Here is a 25,258-nt window from a genome sequence, read left to right as displayed (position 1 = left end):
GGAGAATGGGATGCTGTCATTTATATTATCCGCTAAAAGATTACTAAAAGGCTTGTGGAGGGCCTTTAAACGTCCACAGTTCCTATCATTATTTACTACACTGTTTTTAATCATTCTATCAGGAACTTTATTCTACAAGGGGACAGAAGGGTGGTACTGGTTGGATGCCATGTATTTTGCTGTAGTAAGCTTGATTCCAACAGGGGTTGAAACAGGACTATATCCAACAACGACTTATTCTAAAATATTTACAATGATTTATTTGATTGTTGGTACAGGAGTAATGTTTATCATGTTATTAATGCTGGGACGCTCTATCGTAGATTTTTCTCTTAATGAAGAAGAAAAAGATGAGGTTAAAAAACGTTTGAAAAAGTAAGATAGCAGTACAATGAATCTTTTGGACGATTCATTGTACTGCTATTTTTTATGATAGTTTGGCAATAATGCCTTCTTCGTCATCTAAAACAAGCTCAATCCCTGTCGAGAATGGATCACCATGTAGAACATCCTTGATCCAAACACGTAAGGCACCAATCATGGCTGCTGTATTAAGCACCTCGATTTGTCCGTTGACTTCAACCTCTGCCCCAAAGCCTGCATCATCCTCGTAAGTCAATTCAACTAGAACATCCTCGGGGCGAATGTTTTGATAGTAGGCTTGAGATAAGCAAATAGCATTAATAATATCTTGTTCGTTGATTATTTGTGCCATTGTGCTTCCTCTTTACGCTTTTTATCTTTAAACATATTCATTATCTTCACCACAAGCATCACAATAACAACAATTGCTGCTACATTAATAAGTAAACCTAAAATATTCCCCAGTATGCCCATACCACTAAATAGACTACCAAATAATAATCCAGCAAGCCCGCCAAGCATTAATCCCTTCATCAGGCCGCCTGAGAAAAAGCCACCTTTTTTAGTAGTATCTGCTTTATTAGTAGATGTTGAGTTGTTTTTATTTGTTGTTGCATTGTTTTGATCTTTAGTAGTATCCTTCGATTTTTGGATATTCGAGCTATTATTATTGTTAGAGAAGCCCTTTTTACCCGATTTATAGGATTTAGCTTCTGCGGTTGGCGTATCAGAAATGAATAATGTTGCACCAACAGTCGAAAATATCAGTGTCGCTGCAAAAAGAGCGGCAAGAATTTTTTTCATTACATACATTCCTCCAATATAATTTTTAATCTAATCATAAACTAGTTCTTATATAGTAATATTACATGAACTATATTAAAAAATAAAACAAACGCTTTCAAAAATTGAGCTATACCAAAAAATATGGACAAATAGTGGCAGATGTAATGATTGGATAAATTATGCAATAGAAAGGAGTGAAAAGATGCTACTAACTTTATCGATCTTCATCATCATTTTTTTCATTTTCTACCTAACAGAAAAAAGGCGCTTTCTCAACGCGGTAATCCTTGGCCTGATAGGTATATTTATTATTAGAGCGCTTATTATTCATTATCCATTATTGCTGCCAAATGATCAGGGGATTATTTCCGAAATGGGGATATTTATTATATTAGGAAGCTTTCCAAGTATTATGTTTATTTTATCGATAGCCATGTTTTTTAATAGTAAAGTATTATTGGAAAAAGAAGGGCGCAAATTTCATAATTTAATGTTAGCCATATTGGGGCTAAGTTTTGTTATTATGATGATATGGTATGTATTCGTCATTTTTATTCAAATTGAAAATGTATTTTGGCATATTCTTTTCTTCTATGCGTTTTTGATTTTTGGCTATACCATGTTCTTATACACGAGTGTCCTTGCTTACTCAACGTTGTATCATTTTACACCTATCCGTTATGAACCAAATTACATCATTGTATTAGGCTCAGGGTTAATTGGCGATAGGGTACCTCCACTTTTAGCAAGTCGTTTAGATGAAGCAGTAAAGCAATATATAAAGTATGAGAAGAAGCCTTTTATCATTGTTTCTGGTGGTCAGGGAAATGATGAAAAGGTATCTGAAGCATTTGCAATGAAACAATACTTAATAGAAGTTCATCATATTCCAACTGACAAGATTCTTATTGAAGATCGTTCAGCCAATACAGAACAAAATATGATCTTTTCAAAGCAAATAATGGACCACCATTCTCATGGGGTGAACTATCGTTCCATTTTTGTTACGAATAATTTTCATGTGTTTCGTGCAAGTATTTATGCTAGGAAAGCAGCACTAGATGCCGAGGGGATTGGCTCAAAGACAGCATTTTACTATGTTCCTAATGCATTCACACGAGAATTTATAGGTTTATTAGTAATGTATAAATGGACCCATGTCACAGTCTTTTTAATTATTACGCTATTCGTAGGCTTACTATTGAGAGCATATGTGTAACCAAACTTCAACTGTCTTCCATATAATAGTGGTAAGACAGTTTTTTTACATAGTGTGCAGGGGAGGAAAATAATGTACGAGCAAATTTTAGCCAAGCGAAATAAAGAACGAATAAATACCCTACAAAGTCTTACACAAACTCAAGATCCGTGGTTTGCTCAAAATATAAAATTGCTTACATTCGCTGAAGTTAACCTGACAGCCTTGCAGAGGATATTGTATCAAGTAGTACGGGGGTTATTAAAAGAACAGCAACAGCGTCATTTGCAGATTGTCCATACAGTGCAATCTCAATCGATTCAGGAAAATGTATTAACGCTGTTAGCAGAATATGATGATGTCTTGCGCGATGCTATCCCCCAGCCTATCTATATACTCATTTGGCAAATTTCTTCGCTAGAAAAGTTAAAAAACAGTATAGAAGTAGTGGATGATGTGCTTGATATTGTCGAGTGGTATTTTCGTCATCAAGAGGAACAAGTCGCTATTTTAGATGAAGAGGAATTAGATCATGAGCTCATTATTGATTTGTATAAAGAGGCGGTTGAAGAGCAGGATGGGGATGCTCAATATCAACTGGGAGAATACTATAATTCTAGAGAGGGTAAACATTTTCAACCTGAAAAATCATTGAAATGGTTCGAGCTAGCTGCTGCCCAGGGAAATGCAGATGCTCAATATATGCTTGGGAATTTTTGCTTTGGGGGCATAGGTGTGGAGGAGAATTATTCCCTAGCCTTTTCCTACTATGAAAAAGCGGCTTTGCAGGGACATGCGGATGCTGCCAATAATTTAGCGGATATGTACTTTAATGGTGAGGGCGTACCAACGAATTATACATTAGCAAAAAAATGGTTTGACTATGCTGCACAAAAGAATGTCGCAGAGGCAATGTTTACGTTAGGAATTATGTATGAGCAGGGGTTAGGCGTTGAGGTAGATGCAGAAGAAGCATTTAATGCCTATAAAAAATCCGCTGAGGCAGGGTATGTGGAAGCACAATATCGACTTGGCGGAATTTATTTAGAGGGGCGCTTAGGGAAAGCGAAAGATGTCAATCGTGGCCTATTTTGGTATGAAAGAGCTGCGGAACAATTTCATGTAGATGCCTTTTATGACTTAGGTTATATATGGAGTAACGGGCTGGCAGGAATACGCAATATCGAAAAAGGTATCCATTGGTTTAAGCAGGCAGCACTTCAAGGAGATGTGGATGCCAAGTTACAGTTAGGGCATATTTTTAATAAAGATCCAGGAATAGATAGAAATCTGAAAGAAGCTATTAAATGGTATAGACTTGCAGCAGATGCTGGCTCCGAAGAAGCGACTAAAATATTACAGGAACTTAAAGGATTGTAAATTTAGTGTTAAAAAAATATAGGTTTTTAGAATTATTTATATAGCTATAGTTAACGAAACTTTTGGTCTAAAAATGATTACTGTGATGGGTATGTAGATAGATGTTGATTGAGAATGAAAAATATTAATATAGTGAAATTTAAAGATGATCAATAAAAAAATAGAATAAATATAAAACAAGTAAGCATAATAAACAAAAAAATGGTTAAAAAAGCTACCCAATAATATTGTGGTAGCTTTTTTATTGATTATTACGCTTTATTTAACAACAAGGACTTTTTATACATTTTATGTAAAATAATGGTATATGTAAGATTGACAGTCATTTATAAAATGATTAATGTATATGAGTGATTTTGAAAAGAAGCATACGTAAATAATTTACTGTTAGTCATGTAGTGACTATATCTGTTTGTTGAGAGCATATGACCTTATGATAATTGAGCAAAGGGATACGCACATACTTTTGGAGGAAGTACGTCATACGGAATGCACTATCTGTTGCGACCATTAAATCTGGTCAATCTGATTTTATCGGTATTTTTTCGTGTATCCATCAATATGTTAAAAGGATTTGATGTTTCTCAGCCTGATGAAAGTAAACGGAATGAAAGAGGGAAGATGTGTGATTTTTCAAAAACAGAGAAAGACGAAGGTATTGGATTTACAGCAATACACAGTGAAAATGGATTTGTCCTCTCGTCAATCAATGGCGAAGCAAATTGAAATGCTGAACTTAACGAAGAAAGACTTACAATATTTAAAAGCTTTCCAGCCAATAGTTATGGACAATGTAGATCACATCGTAAACCGTTTTTACAACATGATAGGAACAGAGCATCATTTGATAGATATTATCAGTCATCATAGTTCTGTAGAAAAGCTTAAAATAACATTACGGCAGCATATTATTGAAATGTTTAACGGAACCATTGATGAGTTGTATTATCAAAGGCGTGTGAAAATTGCAAAGGTGCATGTCCACATTGGGCTTAGAACACAGTGGTATATCTGTGCATTCCAAGATTTATCAATGTCATTTATTGATTTGGTCGAAAAAAATATAGAATTCCCACAAGATCAATTTAATACGATCAGAGCTATATCGAAAATTTGTAATTTTGAGCAACAACTCGTTTTAGAAGCTTTTGAAAACACTGTCGAACAACTGAAGGAAAAAATGGTGCATGAGAAAGAAGTTATTGAACGACAGATTGTAGACTCTTCAGAAGCTCTTGCAACAATTTCGCAGGAAACAAATAATTCATTTTGCTGCTTAAGCAAGCAATCTGACGAAATTAAACATTTGGCCAAAAAGTCACTCGATGTATCTACATTAGCTGAAAATCAAGCACTAGAGGGTCGCGAACGTTTAAAAAATCAATCACAAAATATGCTCAATATTATTAATTCTCTTCACGATATAGAGGAAAATATTGAACAATTATCAGGGATGTCTAAGGAAATGGAAACAATCATGAGTGTTGTGACCAATATTGCGAATCAAACGAATCTATTGGCTTTGAATGCTGCAATTGAAGCAGCGCGTGCTGGTGAAGCGGGGAAGGGCTTTAGTGTAGTGGCTGATGAAGTGCGTAAATTATCGATTCAGACAAAAGAATCAGTTACAGCGGTTGCTTTGTTATTGAAAAAAACGGGTGAACGAACAGAAAAATTAGAGCATTCTTTGACAAATATTCAAGATGAAGTTGCAGCAGGTGAGGAAAATATGTTACAAACGGAAGGCCAATTTACGAATATTTTGGGAGCTATGACAGAAGCAAAAGAACAAAATGATTGTATGGCAACGAAAATACAAGCAATTGTAGGCATATTAAGTGAATTAGGCACTTCATTTACTGATGTAACGAATTCAGCAGAAAAATTAGCGAGCTTTGCGCAAAATTTAAAAGGATAGACTACTAACATTTACATCTATTTGTTCTATTTTTAGACGGAATAAACACTATAGTACCTATTAAAATGTTTGTTGTATAAATATTGCAATAGAGGATGGATCTTTTAGAGATTCAGAAAGCGAGAGCTATTTCACTGATGAAATAGCTCTACATGTTGTTGAAAAAAGATGATGTCAACGGCAGAAAAGGCAACTTTGCAGGGTGAGGGGTTGATTTCCGTTCCGCCAGCGTCCTTTCTAGGGGGCGTCCGAGGAGCCGCTTCACTCACTTCCGTTCGTTCCAGGGTCTCCTCTGTGACGCTAAATCCCCTAGGAGTGACGCTGGCTCCACTCCAATCAACCATTCTGCAAAGTGTCTTTACTTTTTTTTCATAGTAGCATAGCGATCAAATCGCCCATTATCTGTATTCTTAGCGGGGATAAGCTCTTATTTTCAGTGTGGAGAAGTGATGCGTGACAACACCTCTTCATAAAGAGTAGTGAGCACCTTCACTTTATTTGAAAACCTTTGCTAAAAAGTTAGTGGGTTGAAGTGGAGGGCTACTTGACTCCCGTGGGATAGCGAGACAGGCGAAGCCCTGCACGGAGCGGTAGCGGAGGAAGCGATTCGGCGCTCGCCCACAGGAAAGCAAGTAGCCTGCAACGGAAATCCATTTCTACCTTTCAATTGACTGTTTTGTTTTTCAACACTAAGGAGGGCTATTTCGCTGATGAAATAGCTCTATTTTTGCTAAATTTGTAAAGGGTTTAACGTAATTTTCAATGAAAAAAAGATTATACTGTAGAAAGAACGAATAATAGGGGCGGTTACTATGAAAACAGTTGTTGTTTTAGGCGGCGGTATTACAGGACTATGTACAATGCATTATTTGCAACGTCAAGTGAAGGAACATAATTTAGATGTTCGTCTAGTACTTATAGAAAAAAATACATATTTAGGAGGCAAATTATATTCGGCACATGAACAAGGTTTCATCATGGAAACAGGTGCTGATTCTATTGTAGCGCGTCACCAAGGTGTTATGGAACTTGTACAGGAGCTTGATTTTGAAGCGGAACTAGTCTACAACGAAACAGGTATTTCTTATATTTATACGAATAATGAGTTACACGCTATTCCAGCAGATTCAACTTTTGGAATACCGATGAGTTTGACATCCTTAGAGGAAAGTACACTCATTTCCGAGCAAGGGAAAAAAGAAGCGTTGAAGGATTTAACATTACCTAACGATCGCTTCACAAAGGAAAGTTCAATCGGTGAATTTTTAACTTACTATTTAGGAGAGGAACTGGTGAAAAATCAAATTGCACCAGTCCTTGCAGGTGTTTATTCGGGAGATTTACATCAGCTTTCTATTGGCTCTACTTTACCGTATCTGATTGATTATAAGAATGATTATGGAAGTATTATTAGAGGCTTTGATGCGAATCGTGAGCAATTTGTTAAAGCAGCGAACAAAAAATTTATATCCTTTAAAAATGGTTTATCTTCTTTAATTGATCGACTTGAACAAACATTATCCGATGTAGAAATCATCAAGGGCGTTACTACTCTAAATGTTAAAAAACAAGATAAGAACTATACAATTTCCTTAGCCAATGGTGAAATTATTGAGTCAGAATATGTCGTTTTAGCATTACCAAACGATACTGTCCAAAATCTACTACAGGATGAATCTTTAAATCGCTATTTTGACCAATTTACGACAGCGTCAGCGATTACTATTTATTTAGGTTTTGATGTGCCGGACTCTAGATTACCAGCAGATGGAACGGGCTATATTGTTTCCCATAATTCAGACGTTACTTGTAATGCAGCTACTTGGACTAGTCGCAAATGGAAGCATACATCGAAAGAAAATAAATTACTTTTGCGACTCTTTTATAAGAGCATCAATCCAGCCTATGAGCAACTACGTGCCATGACGGATGAAGAATTGGCAGCAGTTGCTTTAGAAGATGTGAGAAAGAGCCTAGGAATAGAAGAACAGCCAACCGTTGTAAATGTAACAAAATGGATTGATCAAATGCCTAAATATGATCTAGCGCATCGTGAAGCATTACAAGGGTTACTACATGAATTACATGAAAAATATCCAAATTTATCCATTGCTGGGTGCTCATATTTTGGCGTAGGTATTGGTGCTTGCATTCAAAATGGGAAAAAAATTGGTGAAGAGCTTGCAAAGGAACTTGCCAATTTCTAAGGTTTTAAGTGGAAAAAAACTTTCTTATGTGAAATAGTCTTGACTCATTCGTCAGTAAACGATATGATTCTTTTAATTATTTAAAAAATTCATACTTAATTCTTATCAAGAGAAGCAGAGGGACTGGCCCATTGAAGCTTCAGCAACCAACTTTATTGTCAGGTGCTAAATCCAGAAGACCGTTGAGTCGAAGATGAGAAGGAACAACAATGATGAATCGTTAAAGCCTTCTTTTTTTATGAAAGAGGGCTTTTTATTATATAGAGACATAGGAAGAGAGGCTAGTTTTATGGGATTGCTTGAAAAGTTAAAAACGCATGTATTGACAGCGGACGGTGCAATAGGCACAGTGCTATATGGCTATGGATTGGAGTATTGCCATGAGGAAATGAATGTTCAGAGACCCGAGTTAATTGAGAAGATTCATAGAGAATATATTGCGGCTGGTGCTGACATCATTCAAACGAATACGTACGGTGCAAATGCCATCAAATTAGCTCGCTATGGATTAGAATCACGTGTCCAACAGTTTAATGAAGCAGCTATTACCATTGCAAAACGAGCAGCGGCAGATGGCGGTCAATTTGTCTTAGGAACAATTGGAGGTATTCGGGGAATTCGTAAAAGTGATGCAACCTTGGATGAAATATTAGCGACTATTGAAGAACAAGCAAGTGTCTTACTGGCAGGGAATCCAGATGGTCTTTTACTCGAAACCTATTATGATTTTGAAGAATTATCAGCAACCTTAAAGATGCTACGAGAAAAAACAAATTTGCCAATTATTGCACAAGTTTCTATGCATGAGCCTGGTGTTTTACAAAATGGGATGTCTTTAAATAATGCTCTCCATGAGCTTGAAGCCCTCGGTGCAGATATTGTTGGCGTCAATTGTCGACTAGGTCCTCACCATACAATTCTAGCATTTGAAGGTGTAGAACTTCCTAATAAGGCATTCATGTCTGCCTATCCGAATGCGTCACTTCTTGACTTAGAGGATGGACGTGTCGTTTATGAGTCAGAAGCTGATTATTTTGGTCGAGCAGCTGTTGAATTACGTGACCAAGGTGTACGTTTAATCGGGGGCTGCTGTGGTACTACACCCAAACATATTGCAGCAGCAAAGAAGTATTTAGAAGAGTTATCACCGGTTCAGGAGAAGCATGCGAAACCTGAAAAGATTGAGATTGTACGTGAAGCGGAGCCACCAAAGTATGAGCCTCTTCATGAAAAAGTAAAACGTGAACGCTCTGTCATAGTAGAGTTGGATACGCCTAGACATTTAGAGATTGATGGATTCCTTGAAGGAGCAAAGCAATTGTATGATGCAGGTGCAGATGTAGTCATGATGGCAGACAATTCACTGGCCTCACCACGGATTAGCAATATTGCAATGGGAGCATTGTTGAAGAGTACACATGGTGTACGCCCACTAACACATATTACATGTCGAGACCGTAACTTAATTGGTCTTCAATCGCATTTAATGGGTCTAAATGCTTTAGGTATTCATGATGTGTTGGCTGTTACGGGTGATCCAACGAAAGTGGGAGACTTCCCAGGTGCGACAAGTGTTTATGATGTATCTTCGATGGAGCTGATCCAATTAATTAAGCAGTTAAATGAAGGGGTTTCCTTCTCAGGTAAACCACTTCGTAAAAAAGCAAATTTTTCAGTTGCTGCTGCATTTAATCCAAACGTCCGTGTGTTAGAACGTGCTGTGACACGTTTAGAGAAGAAAATTGAGCATGGGGCAGACTACTTCATTTCTCAACCAGTGTATACGAAAGAAAAAATTGTAGAAATTTATGAGGCAACAAAGCATTTACAAGCTCCTATTTACATCGGCATTATGCCTGTTACGAGTTATAAAAGTGCTGAATTTTTACATCATGAAGTGCCAGGTATCAAATTATCCGAAGATGCCTTGGCAAGAATGAAAGTATGTGGAGAAGACAAGGAACGAGCGAAATTGGAAGGAATTGCCATTGCTAAAGAATTAGTTGAAGTGGCTGCGCAATACTTCAATGGTATATACCTTATTACACCATTTTTACGTTACGATGTGACACTAGAGTTGATGAAATATATAGAGCAATTGGATGAACAGAAAAAAGGAGTAAGTATACATGGCTAAGCACTCGATTGAAGAGCAACTAGAGAAACGTATTTTAATTCTTGATGGCGCAATGGGAACAATGCTACAAAACGAAAATTTATCAGCAGAAGATTTTGGTGGTGAGGAGCTAGATGGCTGTAATGAAAATCTTGTGCTTACTAGACCAGATGTCATTGAAAAAATTCATCATAAATACTTAGAGGCAGGCGCAGATATTATTTGTACTAATACATTTGGTGGGACGCCTCTAGTGTTAAATGAATATGATCTTGGCGCAAAAGCCGAAGAAATTAACAAGCGTGCAGTGGAAATTGCTCGTCAAGCAGTGGATCGTTATTCAACATCGGATTGGCCACGTTTTGTTGCAGGGGCTATGGGGCCAACAACAAAAACGTTATCAGTAACTGGTGGTATTACATTTGATGAGCTAGAGGAAAATTTCTATGTACAGGCAAAGGCATTAATTGAGGCAGGAGCCGACGTTCTGTTATTAGAAACAAGTCAGGATATGCTCAATGTCAAAGCAGGCACACTTGGCGTAAAGCGTGCTTTTGCATCAACGGGAAAAGAACTACCCGTCATGATTTCAGGAACAATAGAGCCGATGGGTACAACGCTTGCAGGGCAAACGATCGATGCCTTTTATATTTCGATCGAGCATATTAAACCATTATCTGTTGGCCTAAACTGTGCGACAGGACCTGAGTTTATGACGGATCACATTCGTTCATTAGCAGAGCTTTCAACAGGCTATATTAGCTGTTACCCGAATGCTGGCTTACCAGATGAAGAAGGGTGTTATCATGAATCCCCAGAATCGCTATCACAAAAATTAAAAGGTTTTGCAGAAAAGGGTTGGCTTAATATTGTAGGTGGATGTTGTGGGACGACACCCGCTCATATTGCAGCCATTCGTGAGGTCTTAAAAGATGAAAAACCTCGTCGAGTTCCAGAAAAAACACATGGTCATGCGGTATCAGGAATCGAACCGTTATTGTATGACGATTCTATGCGTCCGTTATTTATTGGGGAGAGAACAAATGTTATCGGCTCTCGTAAATTTAAGAATTTAATCATTGATGGAAAGTTTGAGGAGGCCGCAGAGATTGCACGTGCTCAAGTTAAAAATGGTGCACATGTTATCGATATTTGTTTAGCCAACCCTGATCGTGATGAATTAGCCGATATACGTGGATTTATGCAGGAGGTTGTAAAAAAGGTTAAGGTGCCTCTTGTGATTGACTCAACTGATGAAAAAGTAATTGAGGAAGCATTAAAGTTTTCCCAAGGGAAAGCCATCATTAACTCTATTAATCTAGAGGATGGTGAAGAACGATTTGATGCAGTATTACCACTTGTGAAAAAATATGGTGCATCATTAGTTGTTGGAACGATAGATGAAAAGGGAATGGCGGTTGACCGTCATCGAAAGCTTGAAATTGCCGAACGCTCCTATCAACTTTTAACGGAGAAATGGGGAATTGCACCAGAGGATATCATTTTCGACCCATTAATGTTCCCTGTAGGAACGGGTGATGAGCAGTATATTGGTTCAGCTTTGGAAACGATTGAAGGCATTCGACTCATCAAAGAAAAATTGCCGCAGACATTGACGGTACTTGGCGTAAGTAATATTTCATTTGGCTTACCACCAGTTGGCCGTGAAGTACTGAATGCTGTCTATCTCTATCATTGTACACAGGCAGGCTTAGATTATGCCATTGTTAATACAGAGAAATTGGAGCGTTACGCATCCATACCGGAAGAGGAAATTAAACTCGCAAATGACCTGCTCTTTAATACAAATGATGAAACATTAGCAGTGTTTACAGATTTTTATCGTGATAAAAAGAAGGAAAAAACGGAAGCCGATATTCCAAAAACGGTTGAAGGTCGTTTAGCTTACTATATATTAGAAGGTACAAAAGAAGGGCTAATTGAGGATTTAGATGCTGCACGGGAAATCTTCGAGGCGCCGCTTGATATAATTAATGGTCCTTTAATGGAGGGCATGGCTGAGGTAGGTCGATTATTTAATGATAATCAACTCATTGTAGCAGAGGTTTTACAATCAGCAGGTGTGATGAAGGCCGCTGTTGCTCATTTAGAGCAATTCATGGAGAAGGATGAAGAGAGTGCTGGAAAAGGGAAAATGGTCCTTGCTACGGTAAAAGGTGATGTTCACGATATTGGGAAAAACCTTGTTGATATTATATTAAGTAATAATGGCTATAAGGTTGTCGATTTGGGCATTAAAGTAACTCCTGCTCAATTGATTGAAGCGATTCGTAAGGAAAAACCAGATTTTATTGGGCTATCTGGTTTACTCGTGAAATCAGCGCAACAGATGGTTATTACTGCTCAGGATTTTAAAGAGGCGGGGATTGATGTACCTATTTTAGTTGGTGGGGCTGCACTTTCTCGTCGTTTTACTGAAACAAAAATTGCAGATGAATATGGCGGTCCTGTTATTTATGCAAAGGATGCTATGCAAGGCTTAGAGCAAGCGAATTTATTAATGGGTGAAGGGACTCGTGAAAAATTCTTAGCAGAAATTGAAGAATCCCGTCAAAAACGTTTAGAGGCCGATGAAAAACGAGCTGCTCGTCCTGCAAAAGAGGTAACAATAAAGCCTGCACGAACAGTAAAGGGAGCGCCTGTATTTTTACCAGCTGATTTACGACGTCATGTGAAAAAAGACTATTCTGTATCGCATTTATATCCTTATGTTAATATGCGTACTTTATTGGGACACCATTTAGGCTTGAAAGGGCAGGTTCAGCAATTGCTTGATGCGGGTGATTCAAGAGCGACAGAGCTAAAGGATTTAGTAGATGATTATTTGAAAAGTGATCTATTAAAGCCATCAGGTTTGTATCAATTTTTCCCTGCTCAAGCAGATGGTGATGATGTCGTTGTGTATGATCCTGCTGATAGTAAGACGGAAATTGAACGTTTTACCTTCCCTCGTCAGCAGGTTGAACCATTTTTATGTCTTGCAGATTTCTTAAAAACGGTAGAGAGCGGTGAAATGGACTATATTGCGCTTATGGTTGTAACAGCAGGTCAAGGAGTAATGGCTACAGCTCACCAGTTAAAAGAGGATGGGAAATTCCTTGAAAGTCATGCCTTGCAATCGACTGCTTTAGAATTAGCAGAGGGCTTTGCTGAACGTATGCATCAGGAAATTCGTGACCAATGGGGCTTCCCTGATGCAACAGATTTCACTATGAGAGATCGTTTTGCTGCAAAATATCAGGGTCAACGCTTTTCATTCGGATATCCTGCATGTCCTAACTTGGAGGATCAAGAAAAACTATTCGGCTTGTTAAAACCTGAGGATATTGGCGTCCATCTTACAGAAGGCTTTATGATGGAGCCAGAAGCATCTGTATCTGCAATCGTTTTTGCTCATCCTGATGCTCGCTACTTCAATGTTTAAGGCATAAAATAAGAGATAGATAGTTCATTTAATGACTATCTATCTCTGTTTCATTGTAGATGATAATGATTTGGTTAAGGGAAGTGAGCAGAATGATACGATTTATGGAAGAGAAAGATATACCTGGGGTTTTGGACATCTATAATGATATTATTTTAACAAGCAAGGCTGTCTATCGATACGATATACAAACTTTAGATGAAAAAGTACAGTGGTTTAAGGAGCAACAAGCATTAGGTAATCCTTTGCTTGTATTTGAGGATAATGGGCTTGTCGCTGGCTTTGCTAGCTATAGTCAATTTCGTCCTTATCCAGGTTATAAATTTACAATGGAGCACTCTGTCTATGTGCATAAAGAGCATTATCAAAAAGGGATTGCGACAAAGCTCATGCACAAGTTGATCGCGATTGCTGAAGAAAATGGTGTGAAAACGCTTGTCGCGGGTATTGATGGAGAAAACATTGGTAGTATTAAAGCACATGAAAAATTAGGCTTTGAATATGCAGGCACAATCAAAAATGCAGGCTATAAATTTGAACAATGGCTAGACCTGGTGTTCTACCAACTTCATTTGACTGGACCCAAATCATAAAAGGATATGACAAATGTCATATCCTTTTTGTGATGTTTGCGTCTGTTACTGACTTGTACTCTTGTTTTATGATGAGCTCATAAGGAAAAGGAAACGAGGGAGTAGAAGATGGCAACAATTAAAGAAAAAACGAAAAAGTTACGTCAAGATGTAGCGCCATTTGCTAAATCGGATACGCGTAAAAGTGTTTTTCAGATTATAAATACAATTGTACCGTTAATTGCATTATGGGTGGCTGGTTACTTGTTAGTGGATGTCTCACCTTGGCTAACAGTTGGCTTAAGTGCTATTTCAGCAGGTTTTGTCGTACGAACTTTTATTATTTTTCACGATTGTACACACGGGTCATTTTTCAAAAGTAAAAAGGCAAACGACTGGGTTGGATTTTTTACTGGGGTGCTAACATCTTTCCCCTACGAAAAATGGAAACGTGAGCATACAATTCACCATGCAACAAGCTCAAACTTAGACAAGCGTGGTATTGGTGATATTGATATGATGACAGTGGAAGAATATATGCAAGCCTCAAAAGGCCAACGTTTATGGTATCGCTTTTATCGTAATCCATTTGTGATGTTTGGTTTAGGACCACTATATATGGTACTTGTTTTAAATCGTTTTAATCGTAAGGATGCGAAGAAGAAGGAACGTCTCAATACAGTTTTGACAAATATTGTCATTGTGGGAATTTGTGCAGCTTTAATTTTCTTCATGGGCTGGCAAGCGTTTTTATTAGTACAAGGCGTTACTTTATTTATTGCAGGTTCTTTAGGCATTTGGTTATTTTACATTCAGCACACGTATGAAGATTCTTACTTTGAGCATGATTCAGAGTGGGATTATGTGAAAGCCGCAGTAGAAGGTAGCTCGTATTATAAATTGCCAAAAATTTTACAATGGGCAACAGGGAATATTGGTTTCCATCATGTCCACCATTTAGCTCCTCGTGTACCTAACTATAATCTTGAAAAGGCACACAATGAAACACCGCCATTACACATGGCAACAACAATTACTTTACGTACGAGTTTAGAATCACTACGTTACAAGTTATATGATGAGGATCAAGGTAAATTTGTGACGTTTAAAGAGGTAAATGAAATTATAAAGCGTAAAGCAAGAGGCAGTATTGCCGCTTAGTTGATAACAGCCATCTCTACAAGAGAGATGGCTGTTTTATGTAAAGGGAAGAGTCTTAGTCAAAGTATGTACAGGCATAAATTTAATTTTCTTGTTATAATAAGGGAAAAGCAGGAAAGAGCGTGAGATTATATTGAGGAAATGGCATAGTATTATTCCGAATAGTCCGATGCTCAGTGTATATTTATGGATAATTTTTTGTTTCCTACCGTTTTTCTTCATTTTTAGGAAATCATCTTATATCGAAATATCGATAGGCATTACGTTTTTAATGCTCTATTTTATCTTCTATCGATTTGCCATGAATTCGAAAAGCGGTTTAGTTTATATGTGGATTAGCTTTGAAATGGTCATAAACATCATTATGACTATATTATATGGCTATGTCTATTTGTCCATTTTCACAGCATTTTTTATTGGGAATATCCGAAGACCCGTCGGCTTTTATATTATGTACGGTCTACATATTGGGTTTACAGTTATTTCAACTGGGGCTGGATTCTTTGTGGAGCTTAACCTATTTTTATCACAATTGCCTTTCGTTGTATTAACTATTTTAGCTGTCGTCCTTTTACCGCTAACGCTTTATTCCAAAAATAAACGTGAAAATTTAGAGGGACAATTAGAAACAGCCAATGAACGTATTGCTGAGTTAATTGTTTTTGAGGAACGACAAAGAATAGCTCGAGATTTGCATGATACATTAGGACAAAAATTGTCCATGATTGGTTTGAAGAGTGATCTAGCTTCTAGGCTGATTGAACGAGATCCCCAGCAAGCCTTGATTGAGATTAAGGATATACGTCAGACAGCTAGTATTGCCTTAAAAGAGGTTCGAGAATTAGTTTCAGATATGCGCACGGCAAAATTCGAAGATGAGTTAATGCGTATTTCACAAATACTAAAGGCGGCTGAAATGGAGTTTGTCTTTGAGGGTGATAAAAATGCATTGCAAGTTCCACCACTTGTAGAGAATGTTCTATCTATGTGCTTAAAAGAGGCGGTTAATAATGTTGTCAAACATAGCGGAGCGTCAAAATGTGAAATTGCTTTCCATCAAAATTTTAAAGAAGTTTACTTAGTCGTACGAGATAACGGACAAGGTATTACGAAAAAACAAGCTTGGAGGACTGGTAATGGTTTGAAGGGAATGCGGGAACGTTTAGAGTTTATTAATGGGTCCTTTAAAATTGAAAGTGTTGAGGGTACCACATTAACGGTAACTATCCCAGTAGCTATTACGCATCAGAATGTCAAAGACAATCTGAAGAACATATAGAAAAGAGGATTGTGACATGATACGAATTGTGATTGCTGAAGATCAGGGGATGCTATTAGGCGCACTTCGCTCTTTACTTAGTATGGAGGAGGATATGGAGGTTGTTGGCTTAGCAAAAAATGGTGAGGAAGCATTGATGCTTGTGGAAGAGCATCAACCTGATATTTGTATTATGGATATTGAAATGCCAGTGAAAACTGGACTAGACGCAGCAGAGGAAATGCATAGTACTGGTTCAGATTGTAAAGTCATTATTTTAACTACATTTGCTAGACCGGGTTATTTCGAACGTGCTAGAAAAGCGAGTGTCAGAGGCTATTTATTAAAGGATAGCCCTATAGAGGAGTTAGTGAGCGCAATCCGTACAATAATGGATGGTAAACGTATTTATGCACCAGAGCTCGTAGATTTTGTCTATGAAGATGATAGTGAAAATCCTTTAACGGAGCGAGAGAGCCAAGTACTGACACTTGTGGCAGAGGGTAAGACGACAAAGGAAATTGCTGCAGAGCTGTTTTTGTCTGCTGGCACGGTTCGTAACTATATTTCAACGATCTTAGAAAAACTGAACGTTGGCAATCGAATTGAGGCCATTGCACGCTTTAAAGAAAAAGGATGGAATAAATAAAAAGAGAACCTTATCGCATCATAAGCGAAAAGGTTCTCTTTTTTACTTGTTACGTTTAGTTAAACGACCAAGAACGAATGCACCTGCTGCTACTGCAAGAACAGTATTCGTTTTTTTCGTAAATACTTGTTTTGTGACAAGATTAAGGTTTTGAGGACGCTCAGCTAAACGGCGCATGAAATAGCCGTACCAATCTTCACCGAATGGAACGTACACACAGAAGTTATAGCCCTCTTTTGCAAGCTCTTTTTGCATATCTGTACGGAAACCATATAGCATTTGGAATTCAAATTTATCAAGTGGGATATTATGATCAGCTACAAAGCGTTTTACATGTGCAATGATATTGTGATCATGTGTTGCGATTGATGTAAATTTACCGTTTAGTAGGTGATATTCAATCAACTCAATAAAGTTTAAATCAATATCTAATTTGTCTTGATAGGCTACTTCAACTGGCTCTTTATAAGCACCTTTTACGATACGTAAACGGTAGTCCTTGAATTTTTCAATATCATCTTTTGCGCGGTAAAAGTATGATTGGATGACAGTACCAACATTATCAAATGTTTTAGATAGTTCTTCCACCATATCAAAGGAAGTTTGTAGGCGTCCATAGTCTTCCATATCAAAGTTTACAAAGATATCATATGAAGCGGCTTTTTCTACAATTTCATACAGATTGTCATAACAAAAATCAACATCAATATCTAAACCTAATTGAGATGGTTTTAATGAAATATGTGCAGCTACACCATTTTCGTGAATAGCTTCGATCACAGTAAGGATTTTTTCTTTAGCAGCAGTCGCTTCTTCTTTACTTGAAACAAATTCACCTAGGTTATCTACAGTACAAGAAATATTATGTGCATTTAGCTCTTTGATGCTTGCAATTGTTTCTTCGATATTTGTACCAGCTACTACACTTTGTGCTCCTAATTTTAGGCCATATTTCTTTGCAGCACTATTTAATAGTTGGTTCTCAGATAAATGGATGAAAAAATCGCGTAATAACATGGTCATTCTCCTAACTGCATTTTCTTTTTAGTATAACATAAATTTTTTAAACTATATTACATTCAGCCTAACAATTATTTCATTTCAAGTATTTGCATACGTTCATTAAATAACGCAGGATAACTTAAAAAACCAATCATAACACTGGATAATGTTGCAGTTGTTAGGAGAGCAAAGATAATTAAAAGTTGAAATTGGACTGCCTGAATAGGGTCAGCTCCTCCGATAATTTGACCACTCATCATACCTGGTAGCTGTACTAGTCCAATTGTCTTTTGACTCTCGATAGTAGGAATCATACTAGCTTTTATAGCATTAATTAATTGGCGATGAATAGCCTGTTTTGGTGTGCCACCTAGGGATAGTATTAGTTCCATCTGGTCCTTATGGTTAATAATTTCAGCCGTAAAACGATTTAAGAATAAAATGGATAGCACCATTGAATTACCGATTAACATCCCGCTAATGGGAATGATATATTGAGCAGTTGCTGGAACAATATGAAAGCCTAGCAAGACACTTTGTGTAATTATTTCTATTATGACAAGAGTTAGCGCTATTTTCCAGGTTATTCCTCTTATGCCTGCTCCTTTTTTTCGGGCATTTAACGTGGCAACGATAATCATTAATGCTACCATGAGGAAAATATAGCTATAACTATTTGCGTCAAAGACAAATTTTAATATATAGCCAACAGCAAGCAATTGAATGATGGAGCGTAATGTTGCGATGAGCGTATCTTTTTCAAGGTCTAACTTTAATATTTTGGATAAGAGTAACGGAATACAAACAAAAATTAATGTCAGTGATAAGGCTGTATAGGTCATTTGTTTACCCCCTGTACAAACTCGGCAACACGTGGATTTGTTGGTGCATTGAGTAAAGAGCTTTTACCAGTTTCCACGAGCTCCCCATTCATCATAACCCATGTATAGTGACCAATCGTTAATGCTTGTTGTAAATTATGAGTAATCCAAATCATGGTGACATTGTATTTTTTGTTAATGGTGACAATCAATTTTTCAATATCCTGTACGGATTGACGATCCAAGGCTGACGTTATTTCGTCTAATAGTAAAATAGAGGATTGATTGATAAGTGTTCGAGCGATGGATACCTTTTGAAGTTGTCCGCCTGATAGATCACTTGTAGATTGATGCAAGAAGCTTTCGTTTAACCCAACGTCCTCTAAATATTGAATAGCCTCCCGATCCGAAAGTTTTTGTCCTTGCAGTGTACGGGGAAGTGCAAGATTCTCTAACACTGTACCTGCTATCATAGGAGCTGCCTGTAAAGCAATACCAACATGCCTTCTTAAAGCTGTTGGATCATATGTAGAAATAGGTTGATTATCAACGAGTATATGCCCGTTTGATGGTGAAAGAAGGCCATTACATAATTTAAGTAACGTTGTTTTACCTGCGCCAGAGGGGCCAACGAGAGTCGTAATTTGTCCTTTTGGAAATGACCCAGTAATTGACTTTAATATCATTTTGTCATTTACTGAAAAATGAACTTGTTGAAAGTGAATCGCAGGCTCATATAACATATTCATCTATTGAAACTCCTTTGCTTTAGTCAGTAAAATAACTGTAGCATGAAATGATGGAAGATGGTGTTGAAAAAAGAAAGAAGGGAATTTGGAAATGGAAATATTGTATTTCGATACTTTGACATATGCACAAGGTGATATGTATGTTGTGGCTTCAGACGAAGGACTTGTTTATATAGGAACACCAAATGCAGCATTCGATGAAGTGAAGGAGTGGGCTAAAAAACCATTCAAAGGATATTGTTTTGAAGAGAATTCGGAAAAATTACTACCATATAAAGAGCAATTAACAGCCTATTTTAAGAAGGAACTTATTGAATTTGACCTTCCAATCCATGTAAAAGGGACAGCATTTCAATTAGCAGTGTGGGATGCATTAAAAGAATTACCCTATGGGACAACAACAACTTATGGGAATATTGCTCAACGCATTGGTAACCCCAAAGCAGTTAGAGCGGTAGGGACTGCTATAGGAGCGAACCCAATTCTAGCGATTATTCCATGTCATCGCGTCATTGGCAAAAATGGTCAATTAACAGGCTTCAGAAGTGGCTTAGCTATGAAACAATTTTTACTTGAGCTAGAGCAGGAATAATTAATTGAAGCGAAGTAATTTATTGTAAATGGTAATTAGTTGTAAATTAAAGAAACAAAGCGGTTCTAACAAAGAAAAGAGCGCTTAGCTGAAAAATGATCGATTCTAGAGGTTTGATCACTTTATACCAACTCTCCTACCTTTTCTGTAAATGAACGGTTTCCAATGTAGGAAAGTGCCAAAAGAAATCTGCCCCATTATCCAGAGATAAAGGAGCAGATGTTTCTACTAGCTATACATGTTGTTCTTCTTGAACATTGTTCTGTGCTTTACCGAAATGTGTTAAACGATGTGCGAAGGTTTCGCCTCGTACAGCAGAGCTTTTGAAAATATCTTGGTATTCGTACGCAGGCGTTCCGTGTTCCATTACATCTAACCCAGCAATTTCTTCTTCAGCCGTTACGCGTAATGGGACAAATGCTTTGATGATCAATAAACCTGCTGCAACAGATACACTAACCCAAGCAATAGTTGCAATAACGCCGATTGCTTGAATACCTAATAGACCAAAACCCCCACCATAAAATAAGCCTTGCCCACCAATATCAAATAGTCCAACTGCCAGTGTTCCCCAAATACCACAAATACCATGAACAGCAATTGCTCCAACAGGATCATCAACTTTTAACTTCCACTCTAGGAAGCGTACACCTTCCACAAGTAAAGGGGCAGCAATTAAACCAATGATAAGTGAGCCAAAAATGCTGACATTCGCTGCACCAGCAGTAATCCCTACAAGCCCAGCTAATGCACCATTTAATGTAAGAGAGCCATCGATATGTCCGTATCGAAATTTTGTATAGAAAGCAGTGGCAACGACACCAGCTGCAGCTGCAAAAAAAGTATTAGCAATAACACTAGGAACTAGCTCTGGATCAGCTGCTAATGTAGAAGCGCCATTGAAGCCGAACCAACCAAACCAAAGTAAAAATACGCCTAATGCACCTAATGGAATGCTGTGTCCTGTAATAACATTTACTCGTCCATTTTCATATTTGCCTAGTCGAGGTCCAACCATAACTGCTGCCACAAATGCTGCAACAGCCCCTGTTAAGTGGACAACTGTCGAGCCAGCAAAATCAACAAAACCTAAATCTGTTAACCAACCTTGACCACTCCAAACCCAGTGGCCTACTACAGGATAAACAACTAAAGACATAAGTATAATAACTCCAACATAAGCGAAAATATTAGTACGTTCTGCAACAGCCCCCGATAAAATAGTTGCTCCAGTTGCAGCAAACATCGTTTGGAAGATAAAGAAAGAAAGATCATCTACTCCTTTTAAAGCAAAGCCACTTGTGCCGAAAATGCCACCTACTGAGTCTCCGAACATAATGGCATAGCCACATAAAAAATAGACGATTCCACCAAGAGAAATGGTAAGAAAATTCTTCATGATGATATTGACTGCATTTTTTGAGCGGGTAAATCCAGCCTCAACCATAGCAAAACCTGCATGCATAAAGAATACTAAAATAGTGCCAAGCATCACCCAAATTAAATTAACAGATAATAGTACTTCATCCATCTATATCGCCCCCTTTATTCTACTGCAATCGATCCGACTTCTTTTGTTCGGATACGAATTGCTTGTTCTACTGGATAAATGAAAATCTTGCCGTCCCCAACTTTACCGGTTGCTGCTTCACGCAATAAAATCTCTACAATGGCATCAACTTTGCCATCGTCTACAATCATTTCTAATTTTAATTTAGGTAAAAATTCAATTTCATACGTATTGCCGCGGAAGAGTCCTGTTCGACCTAGCTGACGACCACAACCAGCGATTTCAGAAACGCTTAACCCTGCAATTCCTTCCTGTGCAAGACCATCCCGAACAGCTCCAAAAACTTCAGGACGAATGATTGCTTCAATTTTTTTCATGAGTACCAGCTCCTTGCGTAAATTTAATTTACATGTTAAAACGGTATTAAAAACAGTGCAATTGTTTTTTTGAATTCTATGTAAGGTTAGTTTACATAGAATATTTCCAGTCTCGAAGTATTTTAGAAAAAAGGTTTTTATATAGGGAATGAAAGCGGTACTAAAATTTGTGTCTAAAATGTGTACAGTTCTAAATTTTCTGACTATTTATGTTAGAAAACCTAACATCTACAAGAGGGAATGTAATACGCAAGAATTTGGGTATATAGTGTATACTAGGACTAATTATCAAAGCGGAAGAAGGGGTTTCTTTTGAGATCAAACTATGCAGATGATAGCTTAGCGCTACACACAGACTTATATCAAATCAATATGGCAGAATCCTACTGGGCGGATGGCATACATAATAAAAAAGCGGTTTTTGAATTGTATTTTAGAAAATTACCTTTTGGTAATGGCTATGCCATATTTGCTGGGTTAGAGCGAATGCTTGATTATCTACGTGATTTTCATTTTAGTGAATCGGATATTGCGTATTTACGTGATGAAGTAGGTTATAAAGATGACTTTATCCAGTATTTAAAGAACATCCGATTTACTGGAGAAATGTATTCCATGGTAGAAGGGGAACTTGTTTTCGCTAATGAACCAATCGTCCGAATTGAAGCTCCATTAGTAGAGGCGCAGCTAATTGAAACAGCCTTACTTAATATTGTTAACTATCAAACATTAATTGCTACAAAGGCTAGCCGTATCAAGCAAATTATTAAAAATGAAGTGGCAATGGAATTTGGTACAAGGCGTGCACAAGAGATGGATGCTGCTATTTGGGGAACACGTGCCGCGTTTATCGGTGGTTTTGCTTCCACAAGTAATGTTCGAGCAGGTAAACTTTTTAAAATTCCTGTCTCTGGTACACATGCCCATGCATTAGTGCAAGCTTATAAAAATGATTATGATGCATTCCATGCTTATGCAAAACGTCATCGCGATTGTGTGTTTTTGGTAGATACTTATAATACATTGAAATCAGGGGTGCCAACTGCAATTAAAGTAGCTAAAGAGCTAGGAGACAAAATTAATTTTATTGGCATACGCTTAGATAGCGGCGATATTGCTTTCTTATCAAAAGAAGCTCGTCGTATGTTGGATGCTGCAGGCTTCCATGATGCCAAAATCATTGTCTCAAACGATTTAGATGAATACACCATCTTAAATTTAAAAGCTCAAGGAGCAAAAGTGGATGTTTGGGGAATTGGTACAAAGCTTATTACAGCTTACGACCAGCCTGCGTTAGGTGCAGTATATAAAATGGTGGCTATCGAGAATAGCGAAGGGCAACTTGAAGATACAATAAAAATCTCAGCTAATGCGGAAAAGGTATCAACGCCAGGCTTGAAAAATGTCTATCGTATTATCGATAAAAAGAATGGAAAGGCAGAAGGAGACTACATCACAATGCACGATGAAAATCCTCAAGCTGAGGAACGTATCAAAATGTTCCATCCGATTCATACGTTTGTCTCAAAGTTTGTCACAAATTTTGAAGCAAAAAATTTACATCAGCATGTTATTAAAAATGGAGCGATCAATTATCAAAACCCTACATTAGAGGAAATGCGTGATTACGCGGCGGAGAATTTAGAGCTGTTGTGGGATGAATATAAGCGTGCGATGAATCCTGAAGAATATCCGGTCGATCTCAGTCAAAAATGCTGGGATAATAAGATGCGTAATATTGAAGAAGTGCATGCGATGGTTAAACGAATGTAAAAAGGAGTGACGGGTGCAATGACTTTACAGCAACAAATTATTGAGGAATTACGCGTACTGCCTAACATTGATGTACAGAGGGAAATACGTAAATCAATTGATTTTTTAAAGGAATATGCAAAACGCTATAGTTTTGTAAAAGGTTTTGTTCTTGGTATTTCTGGTGGGCAAGATTCAACATTAACAGGAAAACTAGCGCAGTTGGCTATTGATGAATTAAATGCAGAAGAGGGAGAAATGAAGTATTCGTTTTTCGCTGTACGATTACCATATGGCGTACAAGCTGATGAACAGGATTGCCAAGATGCCATTGATTATATAAAGCCAACGAAGGTTTATACAGTAAATATAAAAGACGCAGTGGATGCTAGTGTGAGAGCTCTAACAAATGCGGGGGTTGAGCTGAATGACTTTGTGAAAGGGAATGAAAAGGCTCGTGAGCGTATGAAGGTCCAATATTCAATTGCTGCAATGAATGGAGCGGTTGTATTAGGAACAGATCATGCTGCGGAAGCTATTACAGGCTTCTATACAAAGTTTGGTGATGGTGGAGCAGACTTAATGCCAATCTTCCGTTTAAATAAACGACAAGGAAAGCAATTGTTAGCAGAACTTCAATGCCCTGAGCATCTTTATAAAAAGGTGCCTACAGCAGACTTAGAAGAAGATCGTCCCTCATTGCCAGACGAAGTGGCGCTAGGTGTGTCGTATGATCAAATAGATGATTATTTAGAGGGGAAAGAAATTCCAGAAGAACCTCGCCAAAGATTAGAAGGGTATTATTTGCGTTCCCAACATAAACGTCATATGCCGATTACAATATTTGATGATTTTTGGAAGTAAGATGAGCGAAAAGGGTTATAAAGAAAGTGGTTTCACTTTTGAAAATAGCTCTTTTCGCTCTTTTTTTATGTATTATGGTTCTATGTTGTTAATTGTCAGCATATAATGTCGATATAATTACCTATAAGGATAATAAAATGTAGGGGAGGGTAACTTTTTATGAGGACTTCTAGAGTGAGTGCAACGACAAGTAGTGTTTTTCGGCAGGAACAACAGTATTTACATGCTGGTGATCTCAGCCATAACTTTGGGCAAAATCCACAAAAGCAATTTCGGAATAGATTACAAAAAAATAAAGAGAAGACGTACAATTCAACAACTATTTCTGTAAATTCACAACAGCAGCAACCGATTACACCTATCCATATAGATAGCGCTAGTGATTTGGAAATTCGCCGTGAATTAAATGAGACGGCATTAAAGCTCAGTCGTTTAAACAAACAAAAGAAGCGTCTCAATAGTTACCGTTCTTCCATATAAGCCAAGAGGCTGGGACATAACTAGCTTCAATTAGTGAGAAATCCGAATTTGAATGAAT

General features: G+C 37.6%; 22 protein-coding genes and 1 riboswitch. Of the genes, 15 read left to right on the top strand and 7 right to left on the bottom strand.

All coding sequences use genetic code 11. The annotated features are described in order from the left end of the window. The first annotated feature begins 10 nt into the window (after nucleotides 1–10). The gene (locus tag MKZ14_RS19945) at nucleotides 11–379 is read left to right on the top strand and encodes a potassium channel family protein (protein ID WP_036076026.1); all 369 of its coding nucleotides are present in this window, start codon (nucleotides 11–13) and stop codon (nucleotides 377–379) included. 48 nt (nucleotides 380–427) lie between these two features. Here MKZ14_RS19945 and MKZ14_RS19940 read toward each other — a convergent pair whose 3' ends face one another. Together MKZ14_RS19940 and MKZ14_RS19935 are read right to left on the bottom strand one after the other, a co-directional pair. Next, on the bottom strand, nucleotides 428–715 hold the full coding sequence (locus MKZ14_RS19940) for a DUF2653 family protein (RefSeq protein ID WP_004224435.1): 288 nt from the start codon (nucleotides 713–715) through the stop codon (nucleotides 428–430). Continuing rightward, the gene (locus MKZ14_RS19935) at nucleotides 703–1,167 is read right to left on the bottom strand and encodes a hypothetical protein (protein WP_036076029.1); all 465 of its coding nucleotides are present in this window, start codon (nucleotides 1,165–1,167) and stop codon (nucleotides 703–705) included. The genes MKZ14_RS19940 and MKZ14_RS19935 overlap by 13 nt, the downstream gene beginning before the upstream one ends. A gap of 184 nt (nucleotides 1,168–1,351) precedes the next feature. Here MKZ14_RS19935 and MKZ14_RS19930 point away from each other — a divergent pair, with 184 nt between their 5' ends. The 10 genes from MKZ14_RS19930 (at nucleotide 1,352) to MKZ14_RS19885 (ending at nucleotide 17,053) form a co-directional block, all read left to right on the top strand. Next, nucleotides 1,352–2,368 (top strand): YdcF family protein, encoded by a 1,017-nt coding sequence (locus tag MKZ14_RS19930; RefSeq protein ID WP_036076030.1) that lies wholly within the window; start codon nucleotides 1,352–1,354, stop codon nucleotides 2,366–2,368. Between the two features lie 72 nt (nucleotides 2,369–2,440). Then, complete coding sequence (locus tag MKZ14_RS19925) at nucleotides 2,441–3,727, top strand: tetratricopeptide repeat protein (protein WP_333005901.1); 1,287 nt, start codon at nucleotides 2,441–2,443, stop codon at nucleotides 3,725–3,727. Nucleotides 3,728–4,352: 625 nt separating this feature from the next. Next, nucleotides 4,353–5,645, top strand: coding sequence for a globin-coupled sensor protein (locus MKZ14_RS19920; RefSeq protein ID WP_258859694.1), 1,293 nt, complete (start codon nucleotides 4,353–4,355; stop codon nucleotides 5,643–5,645). Nucleotides 5,646–6,457: 812 nt separating this feature from the next. Beyond that, nucleotides 6,458–7,852 (top strand): protoporphyrinogen oxidase, encoded by a 1,395-nt coding sequence (locus tag MKZ14_RS19915; protein ID WP_333005902.1) that lies wholly within the window; start codon nucleotides 6,458–6,460, stop codon nucleotides 7,850–7,852. A 99-nt stretch (nucleotides 7,853–7,951) separates the two neighbouring features. Beyond that, a riboswitch (SAM riboswitch) is annotated at nucleotides 7,952–8,052 on the top strand. 89 nt (nucleotides 8,053–8,141) lie between these two features. After that, the gene (locus MKZ14_RS19910; protein WP_333005903.1) at nucleotides 8,142–9,989 is read left to right on the top strand and encodes a bifunctional homocysteine S-methyltransferase/methylenetetrahydrofolate reductase; all 1,848 of its coding nucleotides are present in this window, start codon (nucleotides 8,142–8,144) and stop codon (nucleotides 9,987–9,989) included. Beyond that, nucleotides 9,982–13,413 (top strand): methionine synthase, encoded by a 3,432-nt coding sequence (gene metH, locus MKZ14_RS19905; protein ID WP_333005904.1) that lies wholly within the window; start codon nucleotides 9,982–9,984, stop codon nucleotides 13,411–13,413. The genes MKZ14_RS19910 and metH overlap by 8 nt, the downstream gene beginning before the upstream one ends. Before the next feature lie 92 nt (nucleotides 13,414–13,505). After that, entirely contained in the window at nucleotides 13,506–14,006 is a 501-nt protein-coding gene (locus MKZ14_RS19900; protein ID WP_016993695.1) for a GNAT family N-acetyltransferase, read from the top strand. Nucleotides 14,007–14,114: 108 nt separating this feature from the next. Next, nucleotides 14,115–15,146 (top strand): fatty acid desaturase, encoded by a 1,032-nt coding sequence (locus MKZ14_RS19895; protein WP_333005905.1) that lies wholly within the window; start codon nucleotides 14,115–14,117, stop codon nucleotides 15,144–15,146. A 271-nt stretch (nucleotides 15,147–15,417) separates the two neighbouring features. Continuing rightward, a complete protein-coding gene (locus MKZ14_RS19890; protein ID WP_333005916.1) occupies nucleotides 15,418–16,425 on the top strand; it encodes a sensor histidine kinase in 1,008 nt (335 codons plus the stop codon). 16 nt (nucleotides 16,426–16,441) lie between these two features. Beyond that, the gene (locus MKZ14_RS19885; RefSeq protein WP_016993691.1) at nucleotides 16,442–17,053 is read left to right on the top strand and encodes a response regulator transcription factor; all 612 of its coding nucleotides are present in this window, start codon (nucleotides 16,442–16,444) and stop codon (nucleotides 17,051–17,053) included. Nucleotides 17,054–17,095: 42 nt separating this feature from the next. Here MKZ14_RS19885 and MKZ14_RS19880 read toward each other — a convergent pair whose 3' ends face one another. The 3 genes from MKZ14_RS19880 to MKZ14_RS19870 all read right to left on the bottom strand — a co-directional run bounded on the left by MKZ14_RS19880 (nucleotide 17,096) and on the right by MKZ14_RS19870 (nucleotide 19,625). Continuing rightward, the gene (locus MKZ14_RS19880; RefSeq protein ID WP_036076039.1) at nucleotides 17,096–18,070 is read right to left on the bottom strand and encodes a proline dehydrogenase; all 975 of its coding nucleotides are present in this window, start codon (nucleotides 18,068–18,070) and stop codon (nucleotides 17,096–17,098) included. A 74-nt stretch (nucleotides 18,071–18,144) separates the two neighbouring features. Next, on the bottom strand, nucleotides 18,145–18,897 hold the full coding sequence (fetB, locus tag MKZ14_RS19875; protein ID WP_333005906.1) for an iron export ABC transporter permease subunit FetB: 753 nt from the start codon (nucleotides 18,895–18,897) through the stop codon (nucleotides 18,145–18,147). After that, on the bottom strand, nucleotides 18,894–19,625 hold the full coding sequence (locus tag MKZ14_RS19870; RefSeq protein ID WP_312126810.1) for a phosphate ABC transporter ATP-binding protein: 732 nt from the start codon (nucleotides 19,623–19,625) through the stop codon (nucleotides 18,894–18,896). Before MKZ14_RS19870 ends, fetB begins: the two co-directional genes overlap by 4 nt. Nucleotides 19,626–19,716: 91 nt before the next feature. Between MKZ14_RS19870 and MKZ14_RS19865 the strand changes: the two genes are divergently transcribed. Then, complete coding sequence (locus MKZ14_RS19865; protein WP_312126812.1) at nucleotides 19,717–20,217, top strand: methylated-DNA--[protein]-cysteine S-methyltransferase; 501 nt, start codon at nucleotides 19,717–19,719, stop codon at nucleotides 20,215–20,217. A gap of 232 nt (nucleotides 20,218–20,449) precedes the next feature. Here MKZ14_RS19865 and MKZ14_RS19860 read toward each other — a convergent pair whose 3' ends face one another. Both MKZ14_RS19860 and MKZ14_RS19855 read right to left on the bottom strand, forming a co-directional pair. Beyond that, complete coding sequence (locus MKZ14_RS19860; protein ID WP_131522325.1) at nucleotides 20,450–21,748, bottom strand: ammonium transporter; 1,299 nt, start codon at nucleotides 21,746–21,748, stop codon at nucleotides 20,450–20,452. A 14-nt stretch (nucleotides 21,749–21,762) separates the two neighbouring features. After that, nucleotides 21,763–22,104 (bottom strand): P-II family nitrogen regulator, encoded by a 342-nt coding sequence (locus MKZ14_RS19855; protein ID WP_016995352.1) that lies wholly within the window; start codon nucleotides 22,102–22,104, stop codon nucleotides 21,763–21,765. A 312-nt stretch (nucleotides 22,105–22,416) separates the two neighbouring features. Here MKZ14_RS19855 and MKZ14_RS19850 point away from each other — a divergent pair, with 312 nt between their 5' ends. From MKZ14_RS19850 to MKZ14_RS19840, 3 genes are all read left to right on the top strand, one after another. Continuing rightward, nucleotides 22,417–23,877, top strand: coding sequence for a nicotinate phosphoribosyltransferase (locus MKZ14_RS19850; RefSeq protein WP_082148178.1), 1,461 nt, complete (start codon nucleotides 22,417–22,419; stop codon nucleotides 23,875–23,877). A gap of 18 nt (nucleotides 23,878–23,895) precedes the next feature. Continuing rightward, the gene (gene nadE, locus MKZ14_RS19845; RefSeq protein ID WP_048395002.1) at nucleotides 23,896–24,720 is read left to right on the top strand and encodes an ammonia-dependent NAD(+) synthetase; all 825 of its coding nucleotides are present in this window, start codon (nucleotides 23,896–23,898) and stop codon (nucleotides 24,718–24,720) included. 159 nt (nucleotides 24,721–24,879) lie between these two features. After that, the gene (locus MKZ14_RS19840) at nucleotides 24,880–25,200 is read left to right on the top strand and encodes a hypothetical protein (protein ID WP_048395004.1); all 321 of its coding nucleotides are present in this window, start codon (nucleotides 24,880–24,882) and stop codon (nucleotides 25,198–25,200) included. The last annotated feature ends 58 nt before the right edge of the window (nucleotides 25,201–25,258 follow it).

The sequence above is a fragment of the Lysinibacillus sp. FSL P2-0066 genome, from assembly GCF_037969495.1.
Taxonomy (GTDB): Bacteria; Bacillota; Bacilli; order Bacillales_A; family Planococcaceae; genus Lysinibacillus; species Lysinibacillus boronitolerans.
Note: the sequence above shows the minus strand (reverse complement) of the source record. Positions and strands in the feature narration are given on the sequence as shown.

Excerpts from the sequence above, each read along its gene's own strand:
- MKZ14_RS19945 (WP_036076026.1), top strand. The coding sequence starts at position 11 with ATGCTGTCATTTATATTATCCGCTAAAAGATTACTAAAAGGCTTGTGG.
- MKZ14_RS19940 (WP_004224435.1), bottom strand. The coding sequence starts at position 715 with ATGGCACAAATAATCAACGAACAAGATATTATTAATGCTATTTGCTTA.
- MKZ14_RS19935 (WP_036076029.1), bottom strand. The coding sequence starts at position 1,167 with ATGAAAAAAATTCTTGCCGCTCTTTTTGCAGCGACACTGATATTTTCG.
- MKZ14_RS19930 (WP_036076030.1), top strand. The coding sequence starts at position 1,352 with ATGCTACTAACTTTATCGATCTTCATCATCATTTTTTTCATTTTCTAC.
- MKZ14_RS19925 (WP_333005901.1), top strand. The coding sequence starts at position 2,441 with ATGTACGAGCAAATTTTAGCCAAGCGAAATAAAGAACGAATAAATACC.
- MKZ14_RS19915 (WP_333005902.1), top strand. The coding sequence starts at position 6,458 with ATGAAAACAGTTGTTGTTTTAGGCGGCGGTATTACAGGACTATGTACA.
- MKZ14_RS19910 (WP_333005903.1), top strand. The coding sequence starts at position 8,142 with ATGGGATTGCTTGAAAAGTTAAAAACGCATGTATTGACAGCGGACGGT.
- metH (WP_333005904.1), top strand. The coding sequence starts at position 9,982 with ATGGCTAAGCACTCGATTGAAGAGCAACTAGAGAAACGTATTTTAATT.
- MKZ14_RS19900 (WP_016993695.1), top strand. The coding sequence starts at position 13,506 with ATGATACGATTTATGGAAGAGAAAGATATACCTGGGGTTTTGGACATC.
- MKZ14_RS19895 (WP_333005905.1), top strand. The coding sequence starts at position 14,115 with ATGGCAACAATTAAAGAAAAAACGAAAAAGTTACGTCAAGATGTAGCG.
- MKZ14_RS19890 (WP_333005916.1), top strand. The coding sequence starts at position 15,418 with ATGCTCTATTTTATCTTCTATCGATTTGCCATGAATTCGAAAAGCGGT.
- MKZ14_RS19885 (WP_016993691.1), top strand. The coding sequence starts at position 16,442 with ATGATACGAATTGTGATTGCTGAAGATCAGGGGATGCTATTAGGCGCA.
- MKZ14_RS19880 (WP_036076039.1), bottom strand. The coding sequence starts at position 18,070 with ATGTTATTACGCGATTTTTTCATCCATTTATCTGAGAACCAACTATTA.
- fetB (WP_333005906.1), bottom strand. The coding sequence starts at position 18,897 with ATGACCTATACAGCCTTATCACTGACATTAATTTTTGTTTGTATTCCG.
- MKZ14_RS19870 (WP_312126810.1), bottom strand. The coding sequence starts at position 19,625 with ATGAATATGTTATATGAGCCTGCGATTCACTTTCAACAAGTTCATTTT.
- MKZ14_RS19865 (WP_312126812.1), top strand. The coding sequence starts at position 19,717 with ATGGAAATATTGTATTTCGATACTTTGACATATGCACAAGGTGATATG.
- MKZ14_RS19860 (WP_131522325.1), bottom strand. The coding sequence starts at position 21,748 with ATGGATGAAGTACTATTATCTGTTAATTTAATTTGGGTGATGCTTGGC.
- MKZ14_RS19855 (WP_016995352.1), bottom strand. The coding sequence starts at position 22,104 with ATGAAAAAAATTGAAGCAATCATTCGTCCTGAAGTTTTTGGAGCTGTT.
- nadE (WP_048395002.1), top strand. The coding sequence starts at position 23,896 with ATGACTTTACAGCAACAAATTATTGAGGAATTACGCGTACTGCCTAAC.
- MKZ14_RS19840 (WP_048395004.1), top strand. The coding sequence starts at position 24,880 with ATGAGGACTTCTAGAGTGAGTGCAACGACAAGTAGTGTTTTTCGGCAG.